Here is an 18,039-nt window from a genome sequence, read left to right as displayed (position 1 = left end):
CAAACACATCCACCTGCACCCTTGTCCCGCACACCGGGCGACTTCGCAGCACGCCGGTGCGGCGCGGGGCATCAGATCCGCCCTTCCTCCACCGCATGACACGCAATGCGGATGCCGCCGATGCTCTGGAGCTTGGGGCGCTCGGTGCGGCAACGGTCATTGACATGCGGGCAGCGGGGGTTGAACGCACAGCCGGGTGGCGGGTTCAGCGGGTTGGGCACCTCGCCCTGCACCGGGGTGCGCGCCTTGCCGGTGTCGTGCATCTTGGGGATGGCATCGAGCAGCATGCGCGTGTAGGGGTGGCGCGGCGTGTCAAACAGCGTGTGTTTGTCGGCCAGCTCCACCAGGCGGCCCAGGTACATCACGCCGACCTGGTCGCTCACGTGGCGCACCACGGCCAGGTTGTGGCTGATGAACAGGTAGGTGAGCTGCCGCTCGCGCTGCAGGTCCTTCATGATGTTGAGCACCTGCGCCTGCACCGACACGTCGAGGGCGCTGGTGGGCTCGTCGCAGACCAGGAACTCGGGCTCCGTAGCGAGGGCACGCGCAATCGAGATGCGCTGGCGCTGACCGCCGGAGAACTGGTGCGGGTACTTGACCATGTCGAGCGGCGAGAGGCCCACCGACTGCAACAGTTCGCCCACGCGTTGCTTGAGCTGCTCCTTGTCGGTGATGAGCCCATGCTCCTTGAGCGGCTCGCCGATGATGTCCTCGACCAGCCAGCGGGGGTTCAGGCTGGCGTACGGGTCCTGGAAGATCATCTGGATGCGGCGGCGCATGGCCTTGGCGTTGTTGCCCTTGAAGGCCGCATGCGCGTCTTGCCCATCAAACGTGAGGCCGCCGCGTGTGGGGTCGTACAGGCCGACCAGCAGGCGGGCCACGGTGCTCTTGCCGCAGCCGGATTCGCCCACCAGCGCCAGCGTCTTGCCCTTCTCGATCTCGAAGCTCACGCCGTCCACCGCATGCAGCAGGGTGCGGGGCTTACGCTCGATCACGCGGTTGAGCCACGGGGCAGAGACGTCAAAGGTCTTGGCCAGGTCGTGTGCCTGCACCAGCGCCTTGCTATTCGTTGCGGCGGCGCTCATGCGGTCACCTTGGCTTGGGTCGTTGCACCGGCATGCAGCCAGCAGGCAGCGCGGGTAGCGCCGGCATCCATCAGGTCGGGGCGGTCGGTCATGCAGCGGTCAAAGGTCTTGGGGCAGCGGGGGTTGTAGGCACAGCCCTTGGGGATGGCGTTGAGGCGCGGCATGGCGCCGTCGATCTGGTTGAGGCGCTCGCGGTCCTGTTCCATGTCGGGGATGGAGGCCATCAACCCGGCGGTGTAGGGGTGGGATGGCTGGTTGATCACATCGTGCACCGGGCCGATCTCGGCCACGCGGCCTGCGTACAGCACGGCCACGCGGTCGCAGGTTTCAGCGATCACGCCCATGTCGTGGGTGATCAGCATCACGGCCGCGCCACGCGATTTGCAGATGTTTTTCAGCAGCGTGATGATCTGTGCCTGGATGGACACATCCAGCGCCGTGGTGGGCTCGTCGGCCACGATGAGCTTGGGCTCGGCGGCCAGGGCCAGGGCGATCACCACGCGCTGGCGCATGCCGCCCGAAAACTGGTGCGGGTAGTGGTCGATGCGCTCTTCGGCGGCGGGAATGCCGGTGTCCTTGAGCAACTGGATGGCGCGCTGGCGGGCTTCGGCCGCATTCACGGGCAGGTGGGCCAGGATGGTTTCGGTGAGCTGGCGGCCCACGGTGTACAGCGGGTTCAGCGAGGTCAGTGGGTCTTGAAAGATGGCGCCGATGCGGCGGCCCCGGATGTGGCGCATCTCCTCGTTGTTGAGGTTGTCGATGCGCTGGCCTTCCAGCAGGATCTGGCCCGAGGCCACACGGCCGGGCGGCTCCAGCAGGCCGATGATGGCCGCGCCGGTGAGGGATTTGCCAGCGCCGGACTCTCCCACCACGCCCAGGATCTCGCCGGGTGCGATGGAAAAGGAAATGTCGTCCAGGGCGCGCAGGGTACCGCGACGGCCCGGGAATTCGACAACGAGGTTTTTGACTTCGAGAAGGCTCATGGAAATATCGCTTTTCTTCTTGTTCTTGTTCAACGCAGACGGGGGTTGAGCGCGTCGCGCAGCCAGTCACCCAGCAGGTTCACGGACAAAGCAATCAGCACCAGCATGGCGCCCGGGAAGACGGTGATCCACCATTCGCCCGAGAACAGGTAGTCGTTGCCGATACGGATCAGCGTGCCCAGCGAGGGCGAAGTGGGCGGCGCGCCCACGCCCAGGAAAGACAGCGTGGCTTCGGTGATGATGGCCGTGGCCACCTGGATGGTGGCCAGCACCAGCACGGGCCCCATCACGTTGGGCAGCACGTGCTTGCGCATGATGCGCAGCGGCGAGACGCCCGTCACGCGGGCGGCTTGCACGTATTCCTTGTTGCGCTCCACCAGCGTGGAGCCGCGCACCGTGCGGGCATATTGCACCCAGCCGGTGAGGGAGATGGAAAGGATCAGCACGCCAAACGCCAGCGACTCGTGGGCATTGGGGAACAGCGCACGGCCCACGCCAGCAATCAGCAGCGCGACCAGGATGGCGGGAAAGGACAGCATCACGTCGCACAGGCGCATGAGCACGGCATCCACCCAGCCACCCCGAAAGCCTGCCAGCAGGCCAAAAGCCACACCCACCACCACGGACAGCACCACCGAGGCGATGCCGACCACGAGCGAGATGCGCGCGCCGTAGATCAGCGCAGACAGGATGTCGCGGCCCTGGTCATCGGTGCCCAGGGGATATTTCATGGAGCCCATTTCGCTCCATGCCGGAGGCAGGCGCGCGTCGCTCAGCTCCAGCGTGGTCAGGTCGAACGGGTTGTGGGGTGCCACCCATCCGGCAAACACCGAACAGAACAGGCAAATCAGCGCAATGGCAGCGGCCAGCATGGCGACCGGCGATGTGCGGAAGCTGTAGCCAACGTCGCTGTCGAACCAGCGGGCAAGGGTAGTTTTCATTGTGGGAAACCAGTCAACGGGCAACAACACGCGCAGCGGGTAGCTGCGGGTGTTGTTGCGGGCTTGGATCAGCCGGTGGCTTTGTTGTTGTCGTCGTATCGATCAGTCGGAAAAACGCGGGCTCACTTGCTCACGGTGATCCACTTGAACGGCATGTAGTTGTCGGCCATCTGCACGAGCTTGACCTTCTTGCTCACGCCCCAGGCCAGCGCCTGCTGGTGCAGCGGGAGGTGCCCCACATCGGCGGTGTGCACTTCAAAGGCTTCCTTGATCATGGCGTCGCGCTTGGGCTTGTCGGTCTCGACCAGGATCTTCTTGGTCAGCTCGTCCAGCTTGGGGTTGCAGTACGCACCCAGGTTGAACTGGCCAGCGCCGGTCTTGTCGTCCGGGCAGATCATCAGCGCATTGAGGGCGTTGTGCGAGTCGTAAGTGGTGGGCGTCCAGCCCAGCATGTAGAAGCTGGTGTCGCGGCGCAGCACCTTGGGGAAGTACGTGCCTTTGGTTTCCGCAGCAAGGTTGATCTTGACGTTGATGCGCGACAGGTTGGCGGCCACCGTCTGGCAGATACGGCCGTCGTTCACATAACGGTCGTTGGGGCAGTTCATGGTGACTTCAAAGCCGTTGGGGTAACCGGCTTCGGCCATGAGCTTCTTGGCAGCTTCAACGTCATAAGGCAGGCGCTTGACGTCCGGCTGGAAGCCGTTGATGCCGGGGCCCACCATCAGTGCGGACGGGTTGGAGGCACCACGCATCACGGTCTTCTTGATGCCTTCGATGTCGATGGCCTGGTAGAAGGCCTGGCGCACGCGCTTGTCCTTGAAGGGGTTCTTGCCCTTGACGTTGGAGTACAGCAGCTCGTCGCGCTTCTGGTCCATGCCCAGGAAGATGGTGCGCAGCTCGGGGCCGGTAATGGCGCGGGCGTTGGCGCTGTTGTTGATGCGCTCGATGTCCTGCACCGGCACGGGCTCCATCACGTCCACTTCGCCTGACAGCAGGGCTGCCACGCGGGTGGCGTCGTTGCCGATGGGCGTGAAGACGACCTCGGTCGCGTTGCCTTCAATCTTGTCCCAGTAGGCGCCGTTGCGCACAAACACCGTGCGCACGTTGGGCTGGCGCTCACGCAGGCGGTAGGGGCCGGTGCCGTTGGCGCGGAAAGATGCGGCATTCTCGATGCCCTTGCGGCGGTCCACCGGGGTGGTGGCCTGGTTGGTCTCGCACCACTTCTTGCTCATCATGTACGACGTGGTGATCACGTCTGGCAGGATGGGCTGGGGAGCGACGGTATCGATCTCGACCGTGTGGTCGTCGATCTTGCGCACCTGCTTGATATCGCTGTTGGTGGCCTTCATGTCCGAGCCATCGCCCTTCATGCGGGCGAAGCTGAACACCACGTCGTCGGCCGTGAACGGCGTGCCGTCATGGAACTGCACACCCTTGCGCAGTTCGAAGCGCCACACGGTGGGGGCAATCTGCTTCCAGCTGGTAGCCAGGGCGGGCGCCAGACTCAGGTCCTTGTTGCGGCCCACCAGGGGTTCGTACACGTTGCTGGTCACGCTCAGCTGCAGGGATTCGTTGAGCGAATGGGGGTCCATCGACAGTGCATCGCCCTGGTTGGCGATGCGCACGGTCTGGGCCTGGGCTACCACGCTCGCCGCAGCCAGCGCAGCGAAGAGAGCGGTCACAGCGAGTTTTTTCTGGAATTTCATGGAAATCTCCTGGTAGTGAAAGGGTGGGATGGAAGGGTACGAAGACTTCCGGTGGGTGAAAAGCGTGTTTGCGCGAACGGGCGGTGCAAGCAATGAAGGCTGGACATCCGGTCAGACTGCCGGCAGGGGCATGGCCTGCTCGATCAGGCTCGCATGCAGCGCAGCGCCCAGTGGCAGGATGTCGTCGTTGAAGTCATAGCGGCTGTTGTGCAGCGCACTGCCGCTTGCGCCCGTGCCCTGGCCAATGCGCAGGTAAGCGCCCGGCTTGTTTTGCAGCATGAAAGAGAAGTCCTCGGCGCCCATGCTGGGCTCCAGGTCGCGCACCACGTGGTCGGCACCCAGCAGGGATTCGGCCACGTCGCCCGCGAAGATGGCTTCGCTTTCGCTGTTGATGGTGGCGGGGTAGATGCGTTCGTAGTGCACGGTGGCCGTGGCACCGAAGCCCAGCGCAATGGCGCTGCACAGCTCCTTGAGGCGCTTTTCCACCATCTCCTGCACCTGCGGGTCAAAGGTGCGCACGGTACCTACCAGCGTGGCCGTACCGGGCAGCACGCTGAAGGCCCCCAGGTCGCCTGCCTGCATCGCGCACAGGCTGACCACCGCACTGTCGATGGGCCGGACGTTGCGCGACACGATGCTCTGTGCGGCAGTGATGATGTGGGCTGCGACCAGCACCACGTCTACCGTCTGGTAGGCGTGCGCGCCGTGGCCGCCACGCCCGGTGATTTCAACGGTGAAGCGGTCGGCAGCTGCCATCATGGGCCCGGCGTTGATGCCGACGGTGCCGGGCTTCATCGCGGGCCAGTTGTGCATGGCAAAGATGGACTGCACCGGGAAGCGGTCAAACAACCCGTCTTCCATCATCACGCGGGCACCAGCAAAGCCTTCTTCGCCTGGCTGGAACACCAGCACGGCGGTGCCGTCGAAGTTGCGCGTCTCCGCCAGGTAGCGCGCGGCGCCGATCAGCATGGCGGTGTGGCCGTCGTGGCCGCAACCGTGCATGAGTCCTTGCTTGCAGGACTTCCAGGCAAAGTCGTTGTGTTCGGTCAGCGGCAGGGCATCCATGTCGGCGCGCAAGCCCACCATGCTGCCGCTGGCCGTGCTGCGCCCTCGGATGACGCCCACCACGCCGGTGCGCCCGATGCCGTCGTGGATCTCATCCACACCGCAGAGCTTCAGCGCTTCCTTGACGCGTTTGCTGGTGTAAACCTCTTCAAAACCCAGCTCGGGATGGGCGTGCAGGTCACGGCGCAGCGCCGTCAACTCGGGGTGGTATTGCGCGATGTGCGCGAAGGCGCGACCACCCGCTTTCAAACGAGGGCCTTGCATCAGTGGCCTCCTGCCTTGCCCACGCGCAGGCGAGGATCCACCGCGAAGTACAGCAGATCTACCACCAGGTTGATGACCACGAAGATCAGCGCGATCAGGCACAGGTAAGCGGCCATCACGGGGATGTCGGCGAACGTGACGGCCTGGATGAACAGCAGGCCCATGCCCGGCCACTGGAACACGGTCTCGGTGATGATGGCGAAAGCGATCAGGCCACCCAGTTGCAGACCGGTGATCGTCAGCACAGGCACCAGCGTGTTCTTGAGGGCGTGGCCAAAGTGAATGGCCCGGTTGGACAGGCCACGCGCCCGGGCGAACTTGATGTAGTCGGTGCGCAGCACCTCCAGCATTTCAGCCCGCACCAGACGCATGATCAGCGTGAGCTGGAAGATGGCCAGTGTGATCGCAGGCAAGGTGATGTGATGCCAACCCTTCGCCTTGAGCAAGCCGGTGCTCCACCAGCCCAGCTGCACCACTTCGCCACGGCCGAAGCTGGGGAACCAGCCCAGGTGCACCGCAAACACCAGGATCAGCAAGATGCCGATCAGGAAGGTGGGCAGGGACACGCCCAGCAGCGACAGGGTCATGAACAACTGGCTGGTGAAAGTGCCGCGCTTGAGGGCGGCATACACGCCCATCGGCACACCAATCACCAGCGCGAGCAGGGCCGCTACAAGGGCCAGCTCCAGCGTGGCCGGGAAGCGCTCGGCAATCAGGCGCGATACCTTGGCGCCCTGGCGCAGGCTCAGGCCAAACTCGCCCTGCGCCGCATTCACCAGAAAGTGCCAGAACTGCACGAAGAAGGATTTGTCCAGGCCGAGGGCGCTGCGCAGCTCGCGAATCTGCTCAGGGGTGGCATCCTGGCCCAACAGGAACACCACGGGATCTCCCACGTACTGGAACAGCATGAAGGAGATGAAGGCCACCGTGACCATGACAATCACAGCCTGTATCAGGCGGCGCAATATAAAGGCAAGCATCAGAGAGTCGAGTGAGTGTTCGATGGAAGTACCACCGCCACTTTTGGTGGCCGAGGCACTGCGGGTCAATACATCGTCAGATATACCAAAGAAAGCAAGGGCCGCACGGCCCTTGCTTTCAGTCAGTCAAGAATAAATCAGTTCACCTTGACGGTGCGCATGTCCACGCGGTTATCGGCACGGTGCACCAGTTCGATGTTCTTCTTCATGGCCCATGGGATCACCTGGTCATGCAGAGGAATGTGGGACACGGTGTCGTTGGACAACTGCAGCGCCTCGGTCAGCATGCGGGCGCGCACAGGTGCATCGGTCTCGGCCTTGATGCGGTCCACGAGGTAGTCCATGCGCTGGTTGCTGTAGCGACCCACGTTGTAGTTGCCGTCACCACCTTGGCCCACGGTGCGCACCAGCGATTGCAGGCTGTACAGCGCGTCAAATGTCGGCACGCCCCAGCCCAGCATGTAGATGCTGGCTTCGTAGCGCTGGATCATCGGGAAGTAGTTGACCAGCGGCAGCGTGCGCAGCTTGGCCTTCACACCCACGCGCGCCCACATCGCTGTCACGGCCTGGCAGATGGCTTCGTCGTTGATGTAGCGGTTGTTGGGGCAGGCGAAATCCACTTCAAAACCATCGGGGTAACCCGCCTCGGCCAGCAGCTTCTTGGACGCATCCACGCTGTACGGGAAGCGCTTGCCCACGGCCTCGGTGTAGCCGGCCACTTGTGGCGCCACGATGGTGCCGGTGGGCTTGCCCAGGCCGCGCATGATGTTGCGCGAGATGGTTTCGGCATCAATCGCCTGATAGAGGGCCTTGCGCACCCGCACGTCCTTGAGCGGATTCTTGCCCTTGATGTTCGAGCCCGGGAGTTCTTCGCGGAACTGGTCCATGCCCAGGAAGATCGTGCGGTTCTCCACGCCGTCAATCACCTTCAGGTCAGGGCTGGCGCGCAGGCGGCCCAGATCCTGGGGTGATGGATCGAGCACCAGATCCACTTCACCCGACAGCAGCGCGGCAATGCGCGTGGCTGCAGACTTGATGGGCGTGTAGACGATCTCGGTCACGTTGCCGTCCATCTTGCCCCACCAGTTGGGGTTGCGCTTGAACACCATCTTCACATCAGGCTGCCACGACTCGAGGGTGTAAGGCCCTGTCCCCATGGCATTGCGGTGGGCAAAGTTCTCATCGGTGCCCTTGATGTCTTTGGGCTCTACCGACTTGTTCTTTTCGGCCCATGCCTTGCTCATGATGCGCAACTCGGTCATCTGACGCAGCAGCACCGGGTTGGGCGAGGACAGGATCACATCAAAGTTCTGGGCATCCACCTTCACCACTTTGCTGATGCCCTGCACGTAGGGGGTGAAGTTGGACGTTTTGGCCATGGCCCGCTGGATGGAGTACACCGCATCGTCCGTGGTCAACGGCGAACCATCATGGAACTTGACCCCCTGGCGCAGCGTAAAACGCACCTGCGTGGGGCTGATCTCTTTCCAGGCTGTTGCCAGCACAGGTTCCACATCGAACGTCTTGCTGTTGTAGTAAACCAAGCTTTCATACACGTTGGCATGAAGGCCGTTTTGCAGCGCATTGTTCTGGGAGTGAATGTCCCAGGTCGAAATTTCCCCCTGACTGGCCCATTTGAAGGGCTTGGCTTGCAGTGATGGCGCAAACAGCAGCGCGGCGGCCGCAGCCACCGCCAAACGACTGTGGTTGAGTTTCATGGAACCCTCTGAATTAAAAGTTTTACTATGCAGTAAAGGTTGCTCTATAGCCAACGGGAAATCCCTGAATCCCCGGTGCTATGAAGGGCCTATAACTGCGCTGACAGCGCGTGCCTCATGCAAGGTTGGTGCCAGTTCAAACTTTCTTTTTACCTTGTCCGCGTGGACTCACGCCTCGGGGCACGGCCGCGACATTACTTCACCACCAAGCAACCCAGGGGCAGAGACACTGCCCTGTGGCCTTGCCACCTACCGGACCTTCTCGCCACCTCGACGGAAGCACTCCACAGAGGGAAATCAGTCGCCCCACAAAACCTATAGGTCTGCATGGCAGTCACTGTTCTGCACGCAAACCACGAGACAGCTTTGGACTACTCGAATCGATACACAGAGAGTCGCACGCGACGAACCAACTCACGAAAACAATTCGAGAAATGAAAAAAGCCGCCCGAAGGCGGCTTTTAAGCTTTTGTATCAACAACTGGCCAAAGCCAGCTGACGATATTAGAAGCTGTGACGGATACCGAAGTCGTAGCCGTTGGAATTTTCGTTGATACCGGTCACAGCACCGTTCAGAGCTTGTGCAGCGCCGTTCTTGTTGTTCACGTGAGCGTACGTTGCGTACAGAGCAGTGCGCTTGGACAGGTTGTGCACGTAGCCCAGAGCCAGCTTGTTCGTACGGGGATCAGCACCAACGGTGTCGATCTTGTAGGTGGAGTAAGCCAGACGAATTTCGCCAGCGCCCACGGGGATCAGACCACCGATCAGGAAGCCCTTACCGTCGTTGCCGCCGCTGATCTTGTCTTGGTTGTAGTGAGCCATGATCTTAGCCATGCCCAGGTCGTATTGACCGCCCAGGTTCACGGCCTTGATGTTGCCCGTCAGGAACTTGGTTTCGGAGAAAGCGATAGCGGCGTTGATGGGGCCGTTAGCGTAACCAGCGCGCAGTGCCAGGCCGTTGCCGTCCTTCTTGTTGGCAGCGTTGCTGTTGTTCTCACCCATGTAGTACTGGGCTTGGCCATAGAAACCACCCAGGTTGCCAGGCAGGAAGTAGCCGATGGAGTTCGAAGCGCGGACGGTGGTAGGGCCGCCCAGGCTGGAGTTCAGGGTTTGGGTGGTGCCCACGCCGTTCGTGCCGAACGGATCGAACACGGTCAGGTTCCAGAATTGGGGGGTGTAGTCACGGCCCAGACGCACTTCACCGAAGCCGCCGTTCAGGCTAACCGTCGAACGACGGTTGAAAGTCAGGCCGCCGCCAGTGCTGGTAGCTGCTTGGTTGTTGGTGTTGGTAACGCCGCCGGTGCCGTTGTCGTTGTTCAGACCAGCTTCGAGCCAGAACGAAGCGGACATGCCGCCACCCAGGTCTTCAACGCCGCGGAAACCCAGACGGCTGCTGTTGTAGCCGGAGTTCGTCAGTTGCGACTTGTTAGAGACGCTGCCGGAACCGTAAGCGTAGGTTGCGTCAACCACGCCGAACAGGGTCACGGAAGATTGAGCCATTGCAGCGCCGGAAGCAGCCAGCACAGCCAGGGCAATCAGGGATTTTTTCATTGCGAGTTACTCCAAGGTTAAACATCGGGCTCCGGTACGGGGGGTCTATGGTGAAAGCACCTGCACAGTCCCGCCGGTTTCCCGGGCCAACCTCCTGGTGGGGAAGTTGCTCTTATTGCACCAGACCCGGACCGGTTTCGCAAAGGAATTCACCCACAATCGCCCCGAAAGGGGAAATTCGTTGCAGTGTTGCAACATTTCAGTGCGCACGGGCAAAATCACGATTGCTGCATGCAACTCCTGTGCCTTGCCTTGTGGTTTTTTGTATCCAAGTGCAATTTGTGTTTCGACACCATTGCCTCCCGAAAGCTTTCCATGGACGCTTTTTTGACTGCCGCAGACAACGCGCTGCGCACACTGTTCGCCCAACCCCGCGCTTCCGAGCAGACACCAGCCCACGGTGTGCCCGAGGCGTCGCTGGATCCCGCACAGAAGAAGCTGGCGGGGGCCCTGATGCGCGTGAATCATGTGGGGGAAGTGTGCGCCCAGGCGCTCTACAGCGCGCAGGCGGCTGTCACCCGCGACCCCGCCCTGCGGGACCACCTGCAGGCGGCGGCGCGTGAAGAGACCGACCATCTGGCCTGGACACAGCAGCGCCTGGACGCACTGGGCGCGCGCCCCAGCCTGCTCAACCCCCTGTGGTTCGCGGGCGCCTTTGCGCTCGGACTGGTGGCCGCCAAGGTCAGTGACCGGGCCAACCTGGGGTTTGTGGTGGAAACAGAAACCCAGGTGGCCGCGCATCTGCAAAGCCACCTCGACCGGCTTCCCGAGCAGGATCAGGCGTCAAGGGCCGTGGTCGCCCGGATGAAGCAGGACGAGGAGCGGCATGCCGACCAGGCCCGTGCCGCCGGCGCGCTGGAATTGCCCGCCCCGGTGCGCCTGGCCATGAAAGGCGCCGCCAAGGTCATGACCACCACGGCGCACTATCTTTGAACCCCCAGCTGGTTCACGCGGGCAACAGGTGCACCAAAAACATACGCACAACCACCCGCTCATTCTGGCAGTCCAGACCATCCCACGACTTCGTCAGGCCTCCAGCACCTCGTAGCCGGTGGTGATGTCGGCCGTCTTGCCCAGCATGATGCTGGCTGAGCAGTATTTGTCATGGCTCATGGCAATCGCGCGCTCCACGGCGGCCGGGGGGATGCCCTTGCCCGTGACGGTGAAATGCATGTGGATCTTGGTGAACACCTTGGGGTCGGTCTCGGCGCGTTCCGTCGTCAACTTGACGCTGCAGCCGCGCACGTCATGGCGGCCCCGCTTGAGGATCAGCACCACGTCATAGGCGGTGCACCCGCCCGTACCCGCCAGTACGGTTTCCATAGGCCGGGGCGCCAGGTTCTGGCCGCCATTGGCAGGGTTGGCGGCATCGGGGGCACCGTCCATGGTCAAAACATGGCCGCTGCCGGTTTCGGCCACAAAACCCATGCCGGAGCGGGTCCCCGCCCCGCCGGTCCAACTGACTGTGCATTCCATTTGTGTTTCTCCTGTGTGACACGTGGTTTTTTTCGCACGGAAAACCGAAACGAAAAGAATTTGATGCGAATTTTGCTGCATCGCAACAAGACTCGCGCTAAACTTCGCCCATGCGCTGCCGCTTTCGAACAGAAAGGAACCGGCAGGCGGCAAGAAGCTCGGAATCCGGCACTTGCCTCGCACCGATTGTCTCCTCCATCTCCTCAAAGGATGGATTAGCCCCAGGCCTCACGGCCCGGGGCTTTTTTTTGCCCGCTCGCCCTGCGCCGCACCAGGCAGCCCGCCCAGAGGCCTCGGCCCCTGCCCAGGGCGACGCCCTATGATGTGGGCCCCCGCCCGCCGCCCTGCGCCGGTGGGGCTCTCCTTCTGCACCTGCCATGACCCAGCACCTCACCCCCGCCGACTACCTCAAGAAAATACTGACTGCCCGCGTGTACGACGTGGCGGTGGAGTCGGCGCTGGAGCCCGCCAAGAACCTCAGCCGCCGCCTGCACAACAAGGTGCTCCTCAAACGCGAGGACCAGCAACCCGTGTTCAGCTTCAAGCTGCGGGGCGCCTACAACAAGATGGCGCACCTCACGCCCGAGCAGCTGCAGCGCGGCGTGATCTGCGCATCGGCGGGTAACCACGCCCAGGGCGTGGCCATGAGCGCCCACCGGCTGGGCACGCGCGCCGTGATCGTGATGCCCACCACCACGCCGCAGCTCAAGATTGACGCTGTGAAGACTCTCGGCGGCGAGGTTGTGCTGTTTGGCGAGAGCTATTCCGACGCCTACGGCCATTCCGTCCAGCTGGAGAAAGAACAGGGCCTGACCTTCGTGCACCCATTCGACGACCCGGACGTGATCGCCGGCCAGGGCACCATCGCCATGGAGATCCTGCGCCAGCTGCAAAGCCTGGGCAGCAACCAGCTCGATGCCGTGTTCGTGGCCATTGGCGGCGGCGGGCTCATATCCGGCGTGGCCAACTACATCAAGGCCGTGCGGCCCGAGATCAAGGTGATCGGCGTGCAGATGAACGACTCGGACGCGATGATCCAGTCGGTGCAGGCCCACAAGCGCGTGACGCTGGCCGATGTGGGCCTGTTCTCCGACGGCACCGCCGTGAAGCTGGTGGGCGAGGAGACCTTCCGCGTGGCGCAGGGCCTGGTGGATGACTACATCACGGTCGATACCGACGCCGTCTGCGCCGCCATCAAGGACATCTTTGTGGACACGCGCAGCATTGTCGAGCCCGCAGGCGCGCTGGCGGTGGCGGCCATCAAACAATATGTCGCCAGGAACAAGACCAAGGGCGAGACCTACGCCGCCATCCTTTGCGGCGCCAACATGAACTTCGACCGGCTGCGCTTTGTGGCCGAGCGCGCTGAAGTGGGCGAAGAGCGCGAGGCACTGCTCGCCGTCACCATCCCTGAAGAACGCGGCAGCTTCCGCCGCTTTTGCGAGGTGGTGGGCGGCCTGCCCGGCGGCCCGCGCAACGTGACCGAGTTCAACTACCGCATCAGCGACGCCGCAAGGGCCCATGTGTTTGTGGGCCTAACTACCAACGGCAAGGGTGAATCGGAAAAGATCGCCAAGAACTTCAACCGCCACGGCTTCGAGGCGCTGGACCTGACGCACGACGAGCTGGCCAAGGAACACCTGCGCCACCTGGTCGGCGGCCACTCGGCGCTGGCCCAGGACGAGCGCCTGATGCGCTTCACCTTCCCCGAGCGGCCCGGCGCGCTGCTCAAATTTTTGAGCCTGATGCAGCCGACTTGGAACATCAGCCTGTTCCATTACCGCAACCAGGGCGCGGACTATGGCCGCATCCTCGTGGGCATGCAGGTGCCGCCCGAGGACAAGGCGGCCTTCGACGCCTTCCTGGCCACGCTGGGCTACCCCTATGTGGAAGAAACGCTGAACCCGGCCTACCGCCTGTTCCTGCGCTCCAAATAATGGCAAAAATGGCTGCTAGCGCTAGTTGAATATGCCCTAGCAGCTATTAAAAAAGAAGCATCAAGCCCCCACTGCACACCATGCAAGCCCTGCGCCACTACCTGCTGGCCGTGCAGTTCTTCACCCGCATTCCCGTCACCGGTCGGCTGGCGCAGTGGGTGGGCTACAGCCCGGCCATGCTGCGGGCCAGCGCGGCGCACTTTCCGGGCATCGGCTGGCTGGCGGCGTTGCTGTCTGGGGCCGTGTATGCCGCGCTGCACTGGGCGCTGGCGCCCAACCCGCTGGCCCCGGCCGTGGCGGCGGTGTTCTGCACCATCGCCACGGTGCTGATGACCGGCGGCTTTCATGAAGACGGCCTGGCCGACGTGGCCGACGGCCTGGGCGGCAGCTACGACCGCGAACGCGCGCTGGACATCATGAAGGACTCGCGCATTGGCGCCTTCGGGGCCATGGCGCTGGTGCTGGCCTTGCTGGCCAAGCTCAGCCTGCTGGCGCTGCTGGGGGCGCACAGCCTGCCCGTGGCACTGGCGGCCCTGGTCGGTGCGCACGTGTTGTCGCGCTTTTGGCCCCTGCTCATCGTGCGCAGCCTGCCGCATGTGGGCGACACGGCGCGCTCCAAAAGCAAGCCGCTGGCCGATCAAATCTCTGGCCAGGCACTGGTTGCGGCGCTTTTATGGTGTTTTCCGCCCCTGGTGCTTGTCGGATATGCCCAATCAGCTCTCTTTTTGGTAGCACCCATCATCCTCAGCGCGCTCTGCGCGGCCTGGATGGCGCGCTGGTTCGCCCGGCGGCTGCAAGGCTTCACCGGCGACTGCCTGGGCGCCACGCAGCAGGTGAGCGAGATCGGGTTCTACCTGGGCGCTGCCATCGCACTGCGATGGCTATGACGCCCTCCCCCGCCACCGCCAGCAGCCGCCTGTGGCTGGTGCGCCATGCAGCCCCGCTGGTTGCGCCGGGCACCTGCTACGGCGCTTTGGACGTGCCCGCCGACGCGCAGGCCACCCGTGCTGCGGCAGAGCGACTGGCAACGACACTGCCACCCGGAGCTCGCGTGGCGCATTCCACGCTACAAAGATGTGAGCTGCTGGCGCATGATTTAGAAGCGCTCAGACCCGATTTGACCTTCACCCCTGACGCCCGGCTGCGCGAGATGGACTTCGGCCGCTGGGAAGGGCAAACCTGGGACGCCATCGGCAAAAGTGCCATCGATGCCTGGGTGGCCGGGTTCGCCACTCACGCACCCGGCGGGGGCGAAAGCCTGGCCCACATGCTGCACCGCGTGGCGGCCGCCCTGCAGACCGCCCGGGAGTGGCGCTCCAACCAGGGAGCGAAGGATATGGTGTGGATCACCCACGCCGGGGTGGCACGCTGCGTGGCTTGGTTGCAGGAGCGTGGCGAAAGCGCCCTGCCCCGCGCGGAAGACTGGCCGGTGGCGGCGCCGGGCTGGGGGGAATGGGAAATCAGGGAGCTGGCCTAAGCGCCTGATCAAAGTCTTCAGGCCAGCAGGTGCTCAGTTCTTGAGCGGCATGTCCAGCGTCACCGTGGCAGGTCCGCCCATGCTGGCCCCCAGTTGCGCCTGGCGGGGGCCCAGGGCCTGCAGCACCAGCCCCTCATCCACAGCAGCGCCCACACGGAAGGGCTTGGCGGGCTTGCCGTCCACGGCAATCAGTGCCGCCCCGCCGCCGCTGCTGCGCCCCGACAGCACGCCGATCAGCGTGAACCGGCTTGCGGTGGGTGGCACCGGCGCTGCCACGCCAGGGGCGGCAGGTGCCGCACCCAGCAAACGCGCCAGCGCCTGCGCATCCATGGCCACCGGGGCAGGCGCCACGGCCGGCGCGGTGGATGCGGACGAAGGCGCCGACAGACGCAGCCCCCAATAGACCACGCTGGCGCCGGCTGCTGCCCAGAGCACCAGAGTCCCCAGGCGGACGCCCCATTTGCTGTACGTATTGGTCACCATGCGGGGATTATGATTCACGCGATTCGACCATCCGAGAGACCGCCAGCAGTGAACACTTCTTTCTCCCTCCTTGTGCGCTCCGCCCCGCGCCGCGTTGCCAAGTCCGTGGCCCGTGGTTTCACCCTCATCGAACTGATGGTGGTGCTGGTGATCATCGGCGTGCTGGCCGCGCTGATCGTGCCCAACGTGCTCGAACGTGCCGATGATGCCCGCGTGACGGCCGCCCGCACCGACATCACCAACATCATGCAGGCGCTCAAGCTCTACCGCCTGGACAACCAGCGCTACCCCACGGCCGAACAGGGCCTGCAAGCCCTGGTCATCAAGCCCACTGCGGGCCCCGTACCGGGCAACTGGAAGCTGTACCTCGAAAAGCTGCCCAACGACCCCTGGGGCCGCCCTTACCAATACCTCAACCCCGGCATCAAGGGCGAGATCGACGTGATGTCGTTCGGCGCCGATGGCCAGTCGGGTGGCGAAGGCAAGGACGCCGATATTGGCAGCTGGCAGTGACCGCTCGTTGCCAAGGTGCCCCAGCCCCATGAACCGGGCGCGCACCCAGCGAGAGACGCCATGGACCTGGCTTTGCCAGGCCACTGGCGTCCTCTCCTTCGGAAGAAGCCGTGCAGCGGCTCAAGGGGGCTTCACCCTCCTGGAGCTGTTGGTGGTCATCAGCATCATGGCGCTGGCCACGGCGGGCGTGGGGCTGGCGATGCGCGATGGCGGACAGACGCAGCTGGAGCGGGAAGCCGCGCGGCTGGCGGCGCTGCTCGAATCCGCACGCGCCCAGTCGCGCGCCGGGGGCATCCCGGTGCGCTGGCGCGCGCTGCCGGGCGGCTTCCGTTTTGAAGGGCTGCCGCGCAGCGCGCAGGCCGCCCTGCCCAACCAGTGGCTGGACCCCGGCACCGTGGTGCGCGGACCGGCAGTGCTGCTACTGGGCCCCGAGCCCCTGATCGGACCGCAGCAGGTGCTGATCACCCACCAGTCCTCCTCCGACCGCACCCTGCGCATTGCCACCGATGGTGTGCGTCCGTTTTCCGTGGATGCAGTGCAGTGAGGACGCGCCGCCCCCCTGTCAGCCACCAGGGCTTCACGTTGGTGGAAGTGCTGGTGGCGCTGGCCATCGTGGCCATCGCCCTCATGGCGGGGCTGCAGGCCACGACGGCACTCACGCGCAACGCCCTGCGGCAGTCCGACATCGTGCTCGCGCAGCTGTGCGCAGAGAACGAACTGATCAAGGCCCGCCTCTCGCGCCAGATGCCCAGCGTGGGTGACAGCAGCCTGACCTGCGAGCAGGCCGGGCGCCAGCTGCAGGTGGTGACCATCGTGCGACCCACGCCCAACCCGAGTTTTCGGCGCATCGATGCGCAGGTGCTGGATGGGGACAACTCCATCCTGCGACTCTCCACCATCATCGGGCGGTATTGATGGAACACCCCCCTGAGGCCCTGCGGGCCTTCCCCCCGCTCTCGCATTGCTGCGCAATGCGGGCAGGGGGACGCCGCCAGCGCGGCGGGGCGGCCCTTGCGCGGCGTCCGCTGGCCTGGGCCGCGCCAGTTGCTCAGGCCTCGCGCCGGCGCCTCAGCAGTGGGGGCACGGCCCCGCTCGGCTTCACACTCATCGAGTTGCTGGTCGCCATCAGCGTGATGGCGTTGATTGCCATCCTGAGCTGGCGCGGGCTCGATGGCATGGTGCGGGCGCAGGAGTCCACGCGCCAGCGGGCGGACGAGATGCTGGTGCTGCAGGCCGCGCTGGGCCAGTGGGGGACGGACCTGGACGCCCTGGTGTCCATCGCCAACACCACGCCGCTGGACTGGGACGGCCAGGTGCTGCGCCTCACCCGCCGCAGCAGCGCCGTGCCCGACGAGGGGGCGCTGGTGGTGGCCTGGACCCGCCGCAACAACAACCAGGGCGTCGGCCAGTGGCTGCGGTGGCAGTCGCCGCCAGTGCGCACCCGTGCTGACTGGCGGCAGGCCTGGGAGCAGGCCGCCCAGTGGGCGCGCACGCCGGGCGACGCCGAGCGGCGCTACGAGGTGACGCTGCTGCCGCTCGACAACTGGCAGATCTTCTACTACCGGGGTGGCGCATGGTCCAACCCACAGTCGAGCACGGGCACCCCGACGGGCGACAACACCTCGGCCATCCCGGACGGCATCCGCCTGCAGATCACCCTGCCCCCGGGCCAGGCGCTGACGGGCCAGCTGACGCGTGACTGGGTCAACCCCGTGCTGGGCGGAGGCAGATCGTGAGTACCCCCCTGAGCGGCTGCGCCGCTTCCCCCCAGGGGGACGCCACCCGTGGCCTGGCAAAGCCAGCTCCACGGTGGCACTCGCTGCGGCAGCGCCCATTGCACAGGCACAGGGCGCGCGGCGC

Annotated in this window: 18 protein-coding genes; 8 read left to right on the top strand and 10 right to left on the bottom strand. The window is 64.4% G+C overall.

Annotated elements, in window-relative coordinates:
• Positions 1-71: 71 nt before the first annotated feature.
• The 8 genes from ACOYR4_RS04315 to ACOYR4_RS04280 form a co-directional block, all read right to left on the bottom strand.
• Complete coding sequence (locus tag ACOYR4_RS04315) at positions 72-1,085, bottom strand: ABC transporter ATP-binding protein (RefSeq protein WP_015012588.1); 1,014 nt, start codon at positions 1,083-1,085, stop codon at positions 72-74.
• Positions 1,082-2,068: an ABC transporter ATP-binding protein gene (locus tag ACOYR4_RS04310; protein WP_015012587.1), complete on the bottom strand. Its 987-nt coding sequence runs from the start codon at positions 2,066-2,068 to the stop codon at positions 1,082-1,084. The genes ACOYR4_RS04315 and ACOYR4_RS04310 overlap by 4 nt, the downstream gene beginning before the upstream one ends.
• Before the next feature lie 29 nt (positions 2,069-2,097).
• A complete protein-coding gene (locus tag ACOYR4_RS04305; RefSeq protein ID WP_015012586.1) occupies positions 2,098-3,009 on the bottom strand; it encodes an ABC transporter permease in 912 nt (303 codons plus the stop codon).
• A gap of 122 nt (positions 3,010-3,131) precedes the next feature.
• Positions 3,132-4,715, bottom strand: a complete 1,584-nt coding sequence (locus ACOYR4_RS04300) for an ABC transporter substrate-binding protein (RefSeq protein WP_060986070.1) — start codon at positions 4,713-4,715, stop codon at positions 3,132-3,134.
• 111 nt (positions 4,716-4,826) lie between these two features.
• Positions 4,827-6,044 (bottom strand): M20 aminoacylase family protein, encoded by a 1,218-nt coding sequence (locus tag ACOYR4_RS04295; RefSeq protein ID WP_060986071.1) that lies wholly within the window; start codon positions 6,042-6,044, stop codon positions 4,827-4,829.
• On the bottom strand, positions 6,044-7,024 hold the full coding sequence (locus tag ACOYR4_RS04290) for an ABC transporter permease (protein ID WP_015012584.1): 981 nt from the start codon (positions 7,022-7,024) through the stop codon (positions 6,044-6,046). Before ACOYR4_RS04290 ends, ACOYR4_RS04295 begins: the two co-directional genes overlap by 1 nt.
• Positions 7,025-7,161: 137 nt before the next feature.
• Positions 7,162-8,742, bottom strand: a complete 1,581-nt coding sequence (locus ACOYR4_RS04285) for an ABC transporter substrate-binding protein (RefSeq protein WP_422848754.1) — start codon at positions 8,740-8,742, stop codon at positions 7,162-7,164.
• Positions 8,743-9,246: 504 nt separating this feature from the next.
• Positions 9,247-10,293, bottom strand: coding sequence for a porin (locus tag ACOYR4_RS04280; protein ID WP_422848753.1), 1,047 nt, complete (start codon positions 10,291-10,293; stop codon positions 9,247-9,249).
• A 315-nt stretch (positions 10,294-10,608) separates the two neighbouring features.
• Here ACOYR4_RS04280 and coq7 point away from each other — a divergent pair, with 315 nt between their 5' ends.
• The gene (gene coq7 / locus ACOYR4_RS04275) at positions 10,609-11,226 is read left to right on the top strand and encodes a 2-polyprenyl-3-methyl-6-methoxy-1,4-benzoquinone monooxygenase (protein ID WP_056646690.1); all 618 of its coding nucleotides are present in this window, start codon (positions 10,609-10,611) and stop codon (positions 11,224-11,226) included.
• Positions 11,227-11,319: 93 nt separating this feature from the next.
• Here the strand turns inward: coq7 and ACOYR4_RS04270 are convergent, their stop codons facing one another.
• Positions 11,320-11,769 (bottom strand): OsmC family protein, encoded by a 450-nt coding sequence (locus ACOYR4_RS04270; RefSeq protein ID WP_015012580.1) that lies wholly within the window; start codon positions 11,767-11,769, stop codon positions 11,320-11,322.
• 377 nt (positions 11,770-12,146) lie between these two features.
• Between ACOYR4_RS04270 and ilvA the strand changes: the two genes are divergently transcribed.
• The 3 genes from ilvA to ACOYR4_RS04255 all read left to right on the top strand — a co-directional run bounded on the left by ilvA (position 12,147) and on the right by ACOYR4_RS04255 (position 15,183).
• Positions 12,147-13,706, top strand: coding sequence for a threonine ammonia-lyase, biosynthetic (ilvA, locus tag ACOYR4_RS04265; protein WP_422848752.1), 1,560 nt, complete (start codon positions 12,147-12,149; stop codon positions 13,704-13,706).
• A gap of 80 nt (positions 13,707-13,786) precedes the next feature.
• Positions 13,787-14,593: an adenosylcobinamide-GDP ribazoletransferase gene (gene cobS / locus ACOYR4_RS04260; protein WP_295944449.1), complete on the top strand. Its 807-nt coding sequence runs from the start codon at positions 13,787-13,789 to the stop codon at positions 14,591-14,593.
• Positions 14,590-15,183: a histidine phosphatase family protein gene (locus ACOYR4_RS04255; protein WP_295944450.1), complete on the top strand. Its 594-nt coding sequence runs from the start codon at positions 14,590-14,592 to the stop codon at positions 15,181-15,183. The genes cobS and ACOYR4_RS04255 overlap by 4 nt, the downstream gene beginning before the upstream one ends.
• 33 nt (positions 15,184-15,216) lie before the next feature.
• Here the strand turns inward: ACOYR4_RS04255 and ACOYR4_RS04250 are convergent, their stop codons facing one another.
• On the bottom strand, positions 15,217-15,666 hold the full coding sequence (locus ACOYR4_RS04250) for a type II secretion system protein N (RefSeq protein WP_295944451.1): 450 nt from the start codon (positions 15,664-15,666) through the stop codon (positions 15,217-15,219).
• Positions 15,667-15,738: 72 nt separating this feature from the next.
• Between ACOYR4_RS04250 and gspG the strand changes: the two genes are divergently transcribed.
• Genes gspG through ACOYR4_RS04230 form a run of 4 tightly spaced genes read left to right on the top strand, consistent with a single transcriptional unit; the run spans position 15,739 to position 17,915 of the window.
• Complete coding sequence (gspG, locus tag ACOYR4_RS04245) at positions 15,739-16,179, top strand: type II secretion system major pseudopilin GspG (protein ID WP_015012575.1); 441 nt, start codon at positions 15,739-15,741, stop codon at positions 16,177-16,179.
• Positions 16,180-16,207: 28 nt separating this feature from the next.
• Entirely contained in the window at positions 16,208-16,723 is a 516-nt protein-coding gene (locus ACOYR4_RS04240; protein WP_422848751.1) for a prepilin-type N-terminal cleavage/methylation domain-containing protein, read from the top strand.
• Entirely contained in the window at positions 16,720-17,094 is a 375-nt protein-coding gene (gspI, locus tag ACOYR4_RS04235; protein ID WP_422848750.1) for a type II secretion system minor pseudopilin GspI, read from the top strand. Before ACOYR4_RS04240 ends, gspI begins: the two co-directional genes overlap by 4 nt.
• Positions 17,094-17,915 carry a PulJ/GspJ family protein gene (locus tag ACOYR4_RS04230; protein WP_422848749.1) on the top strand — a complete coding sequence of 274 codons (822 nt, stop codon included), beginning with the start codon at positions 17,094-17,096 and terminating at the stop codon, positions 17,913-17,915. Before gspI ends, ACOYR4_RS04230 begins: the two co-directional genes overlap by 1 nt.
• The last annotated feature ends 124 nt before the right edge of the window (positions 17,916-18,039 follow it).

Origin of the sequence: Acidovorax sp. M14, assembly GCF_049331375.1 — a bacterium.
Classification (GTDB): domain Bacteria; phylum Pseudomonadota; class Gammaproteobacteria; order Burkholderiales; family Burkholderiaceae_C; genus Acidovorax.
The sequence above is the reverse complement of the archived record's forward strand: the minus strand, read 5'-3'. Positions and strand labels throughout refer to the sequence as shown.

What these genes read in the sequence shown, in the direction of transcription:
- ACOYR4_RS04315 (WP_015012588.1), bottom strand. Translation starts at nt 1,085, where the DNA reads ATGAGCGCCGCCGCAACGAATAGCAAGGCGCTGGTGCAGGCACACGAC.
- ACOYR4_RS04310 (WP_015012587.1), bottom strand. Translation starts at nt 2,068, where the DNA reads ATGAGCCTTCTCGAAGTCAAAAACCTCGTTGTCGAATTCCCGGGCCGT.
- ACOYR4_RS04305 (WP_015012586.1), bottom strand. Translation starts at nt 3,009, where the DNA reads ATGAAAACTACCCTTGCCCGCTGGTTCGACAGCGACGTTGGCTACAGC.
- ACOYR4_RS04300 (WP_060986070.1), bottom strand. Translation starts at nt 4,715, where the DNA reads ATGAAATTCCAGAAAAAACTCGCTGTGACCGCTCTCTTCGCTGCGCTG.
- ACOYR4_RS04295 (WP_060986071.1), bottom strand. Translation starts at nt 6,044, where the DNA reads ATGCAAGGCCCTCGTTTGAAAGCGGGTGGTCGCGCCTTCGCGCACATC.
- ACOYR4_RS04290 (WP_015012584.1), bottom strand. Translation starts at nt 7,024, where the DNA reads ATGCTTGCCTTTATATTGCGCCGCCTGATACAGGCTGTGATTGTCATG.
- ACOYR4_RS04285 (WP_422848754.1), bottom strand. Translation starts at nt 8,742, where the DNA reads ATGAAACTCAACCACAGTCGTTTGGCGGTGGCTGCGGCCGCCGCGCTG.
- ACOYR4_RS04280 (WP_422848753.1), bottom strand. Translation starts at nt 10,293, where the DNA reads ATGAAAAAATCCCTGATTGCCCTGGCTGTGCTGGCTGCTTCCGGCGCT.
- coq7 (WP_056646690.1), top strand. Translation starts at nt 10,609, where the DNA reads ATGGACGCTTTTTTGACTGCCGCAGACAACGCGCTGCGCACACTGTTC.
- ACOYR4_RS04270 (WP_015012580.1), bottom strand. Translation starts at nt 11,769, where the DNA reads ATGGAATGCACAGTCAGTTGGACCGGCGGGGCGGGGACCCGCTCCGGC.
- ilvA (WP_422848752.1), top strand. Translation starts at nt 12,147, where the DNA reads ATGACCCAGCACCTCACCCCCGCCGACTACCTCAAGAAAATACTGACT.
- cobS (WP_295944449.1), top strand. Translation starts at nt 13,787, where the DNA reads ATGCAAGCCCTGCGCCACTACCTGCTGGCCGTGCAGTTCTTCACCCGC.
- ACOYR4_RS04255 (WP_295944450.1), top strand. Translation starts at nt 14,590, where the DNA reads ATGACGCCCTCCCCCGCCACCGCCAGCAGCCGCCTGTGGCTGGTGCGC.
- ACOYR4_RS04250 (WP_295944451.1), bottom strand. Translation starts at nt 15,666, where the DNA reads ATGGTGACCAATACGTACAGCAAATGGGGCGTCCGCCTGGGGACTCTG.
- ACOYR4_RS04240 (WP_422848751.1), top strand. Translation starts at nt 16,208, where the DNA reads ATGAACCGGGCGCGCACCCAGCGAGAGACGCCATGGACCTGGCTTTGC.
- ACOYR4_RS04230 (WP_422848749.1), top strand. Translation starts at nt 17,094, where the DNA reads ATGGAACACCCCCCTGAGGCCCTGCGGGCCTTCCCCCCGCTCTCGCAT.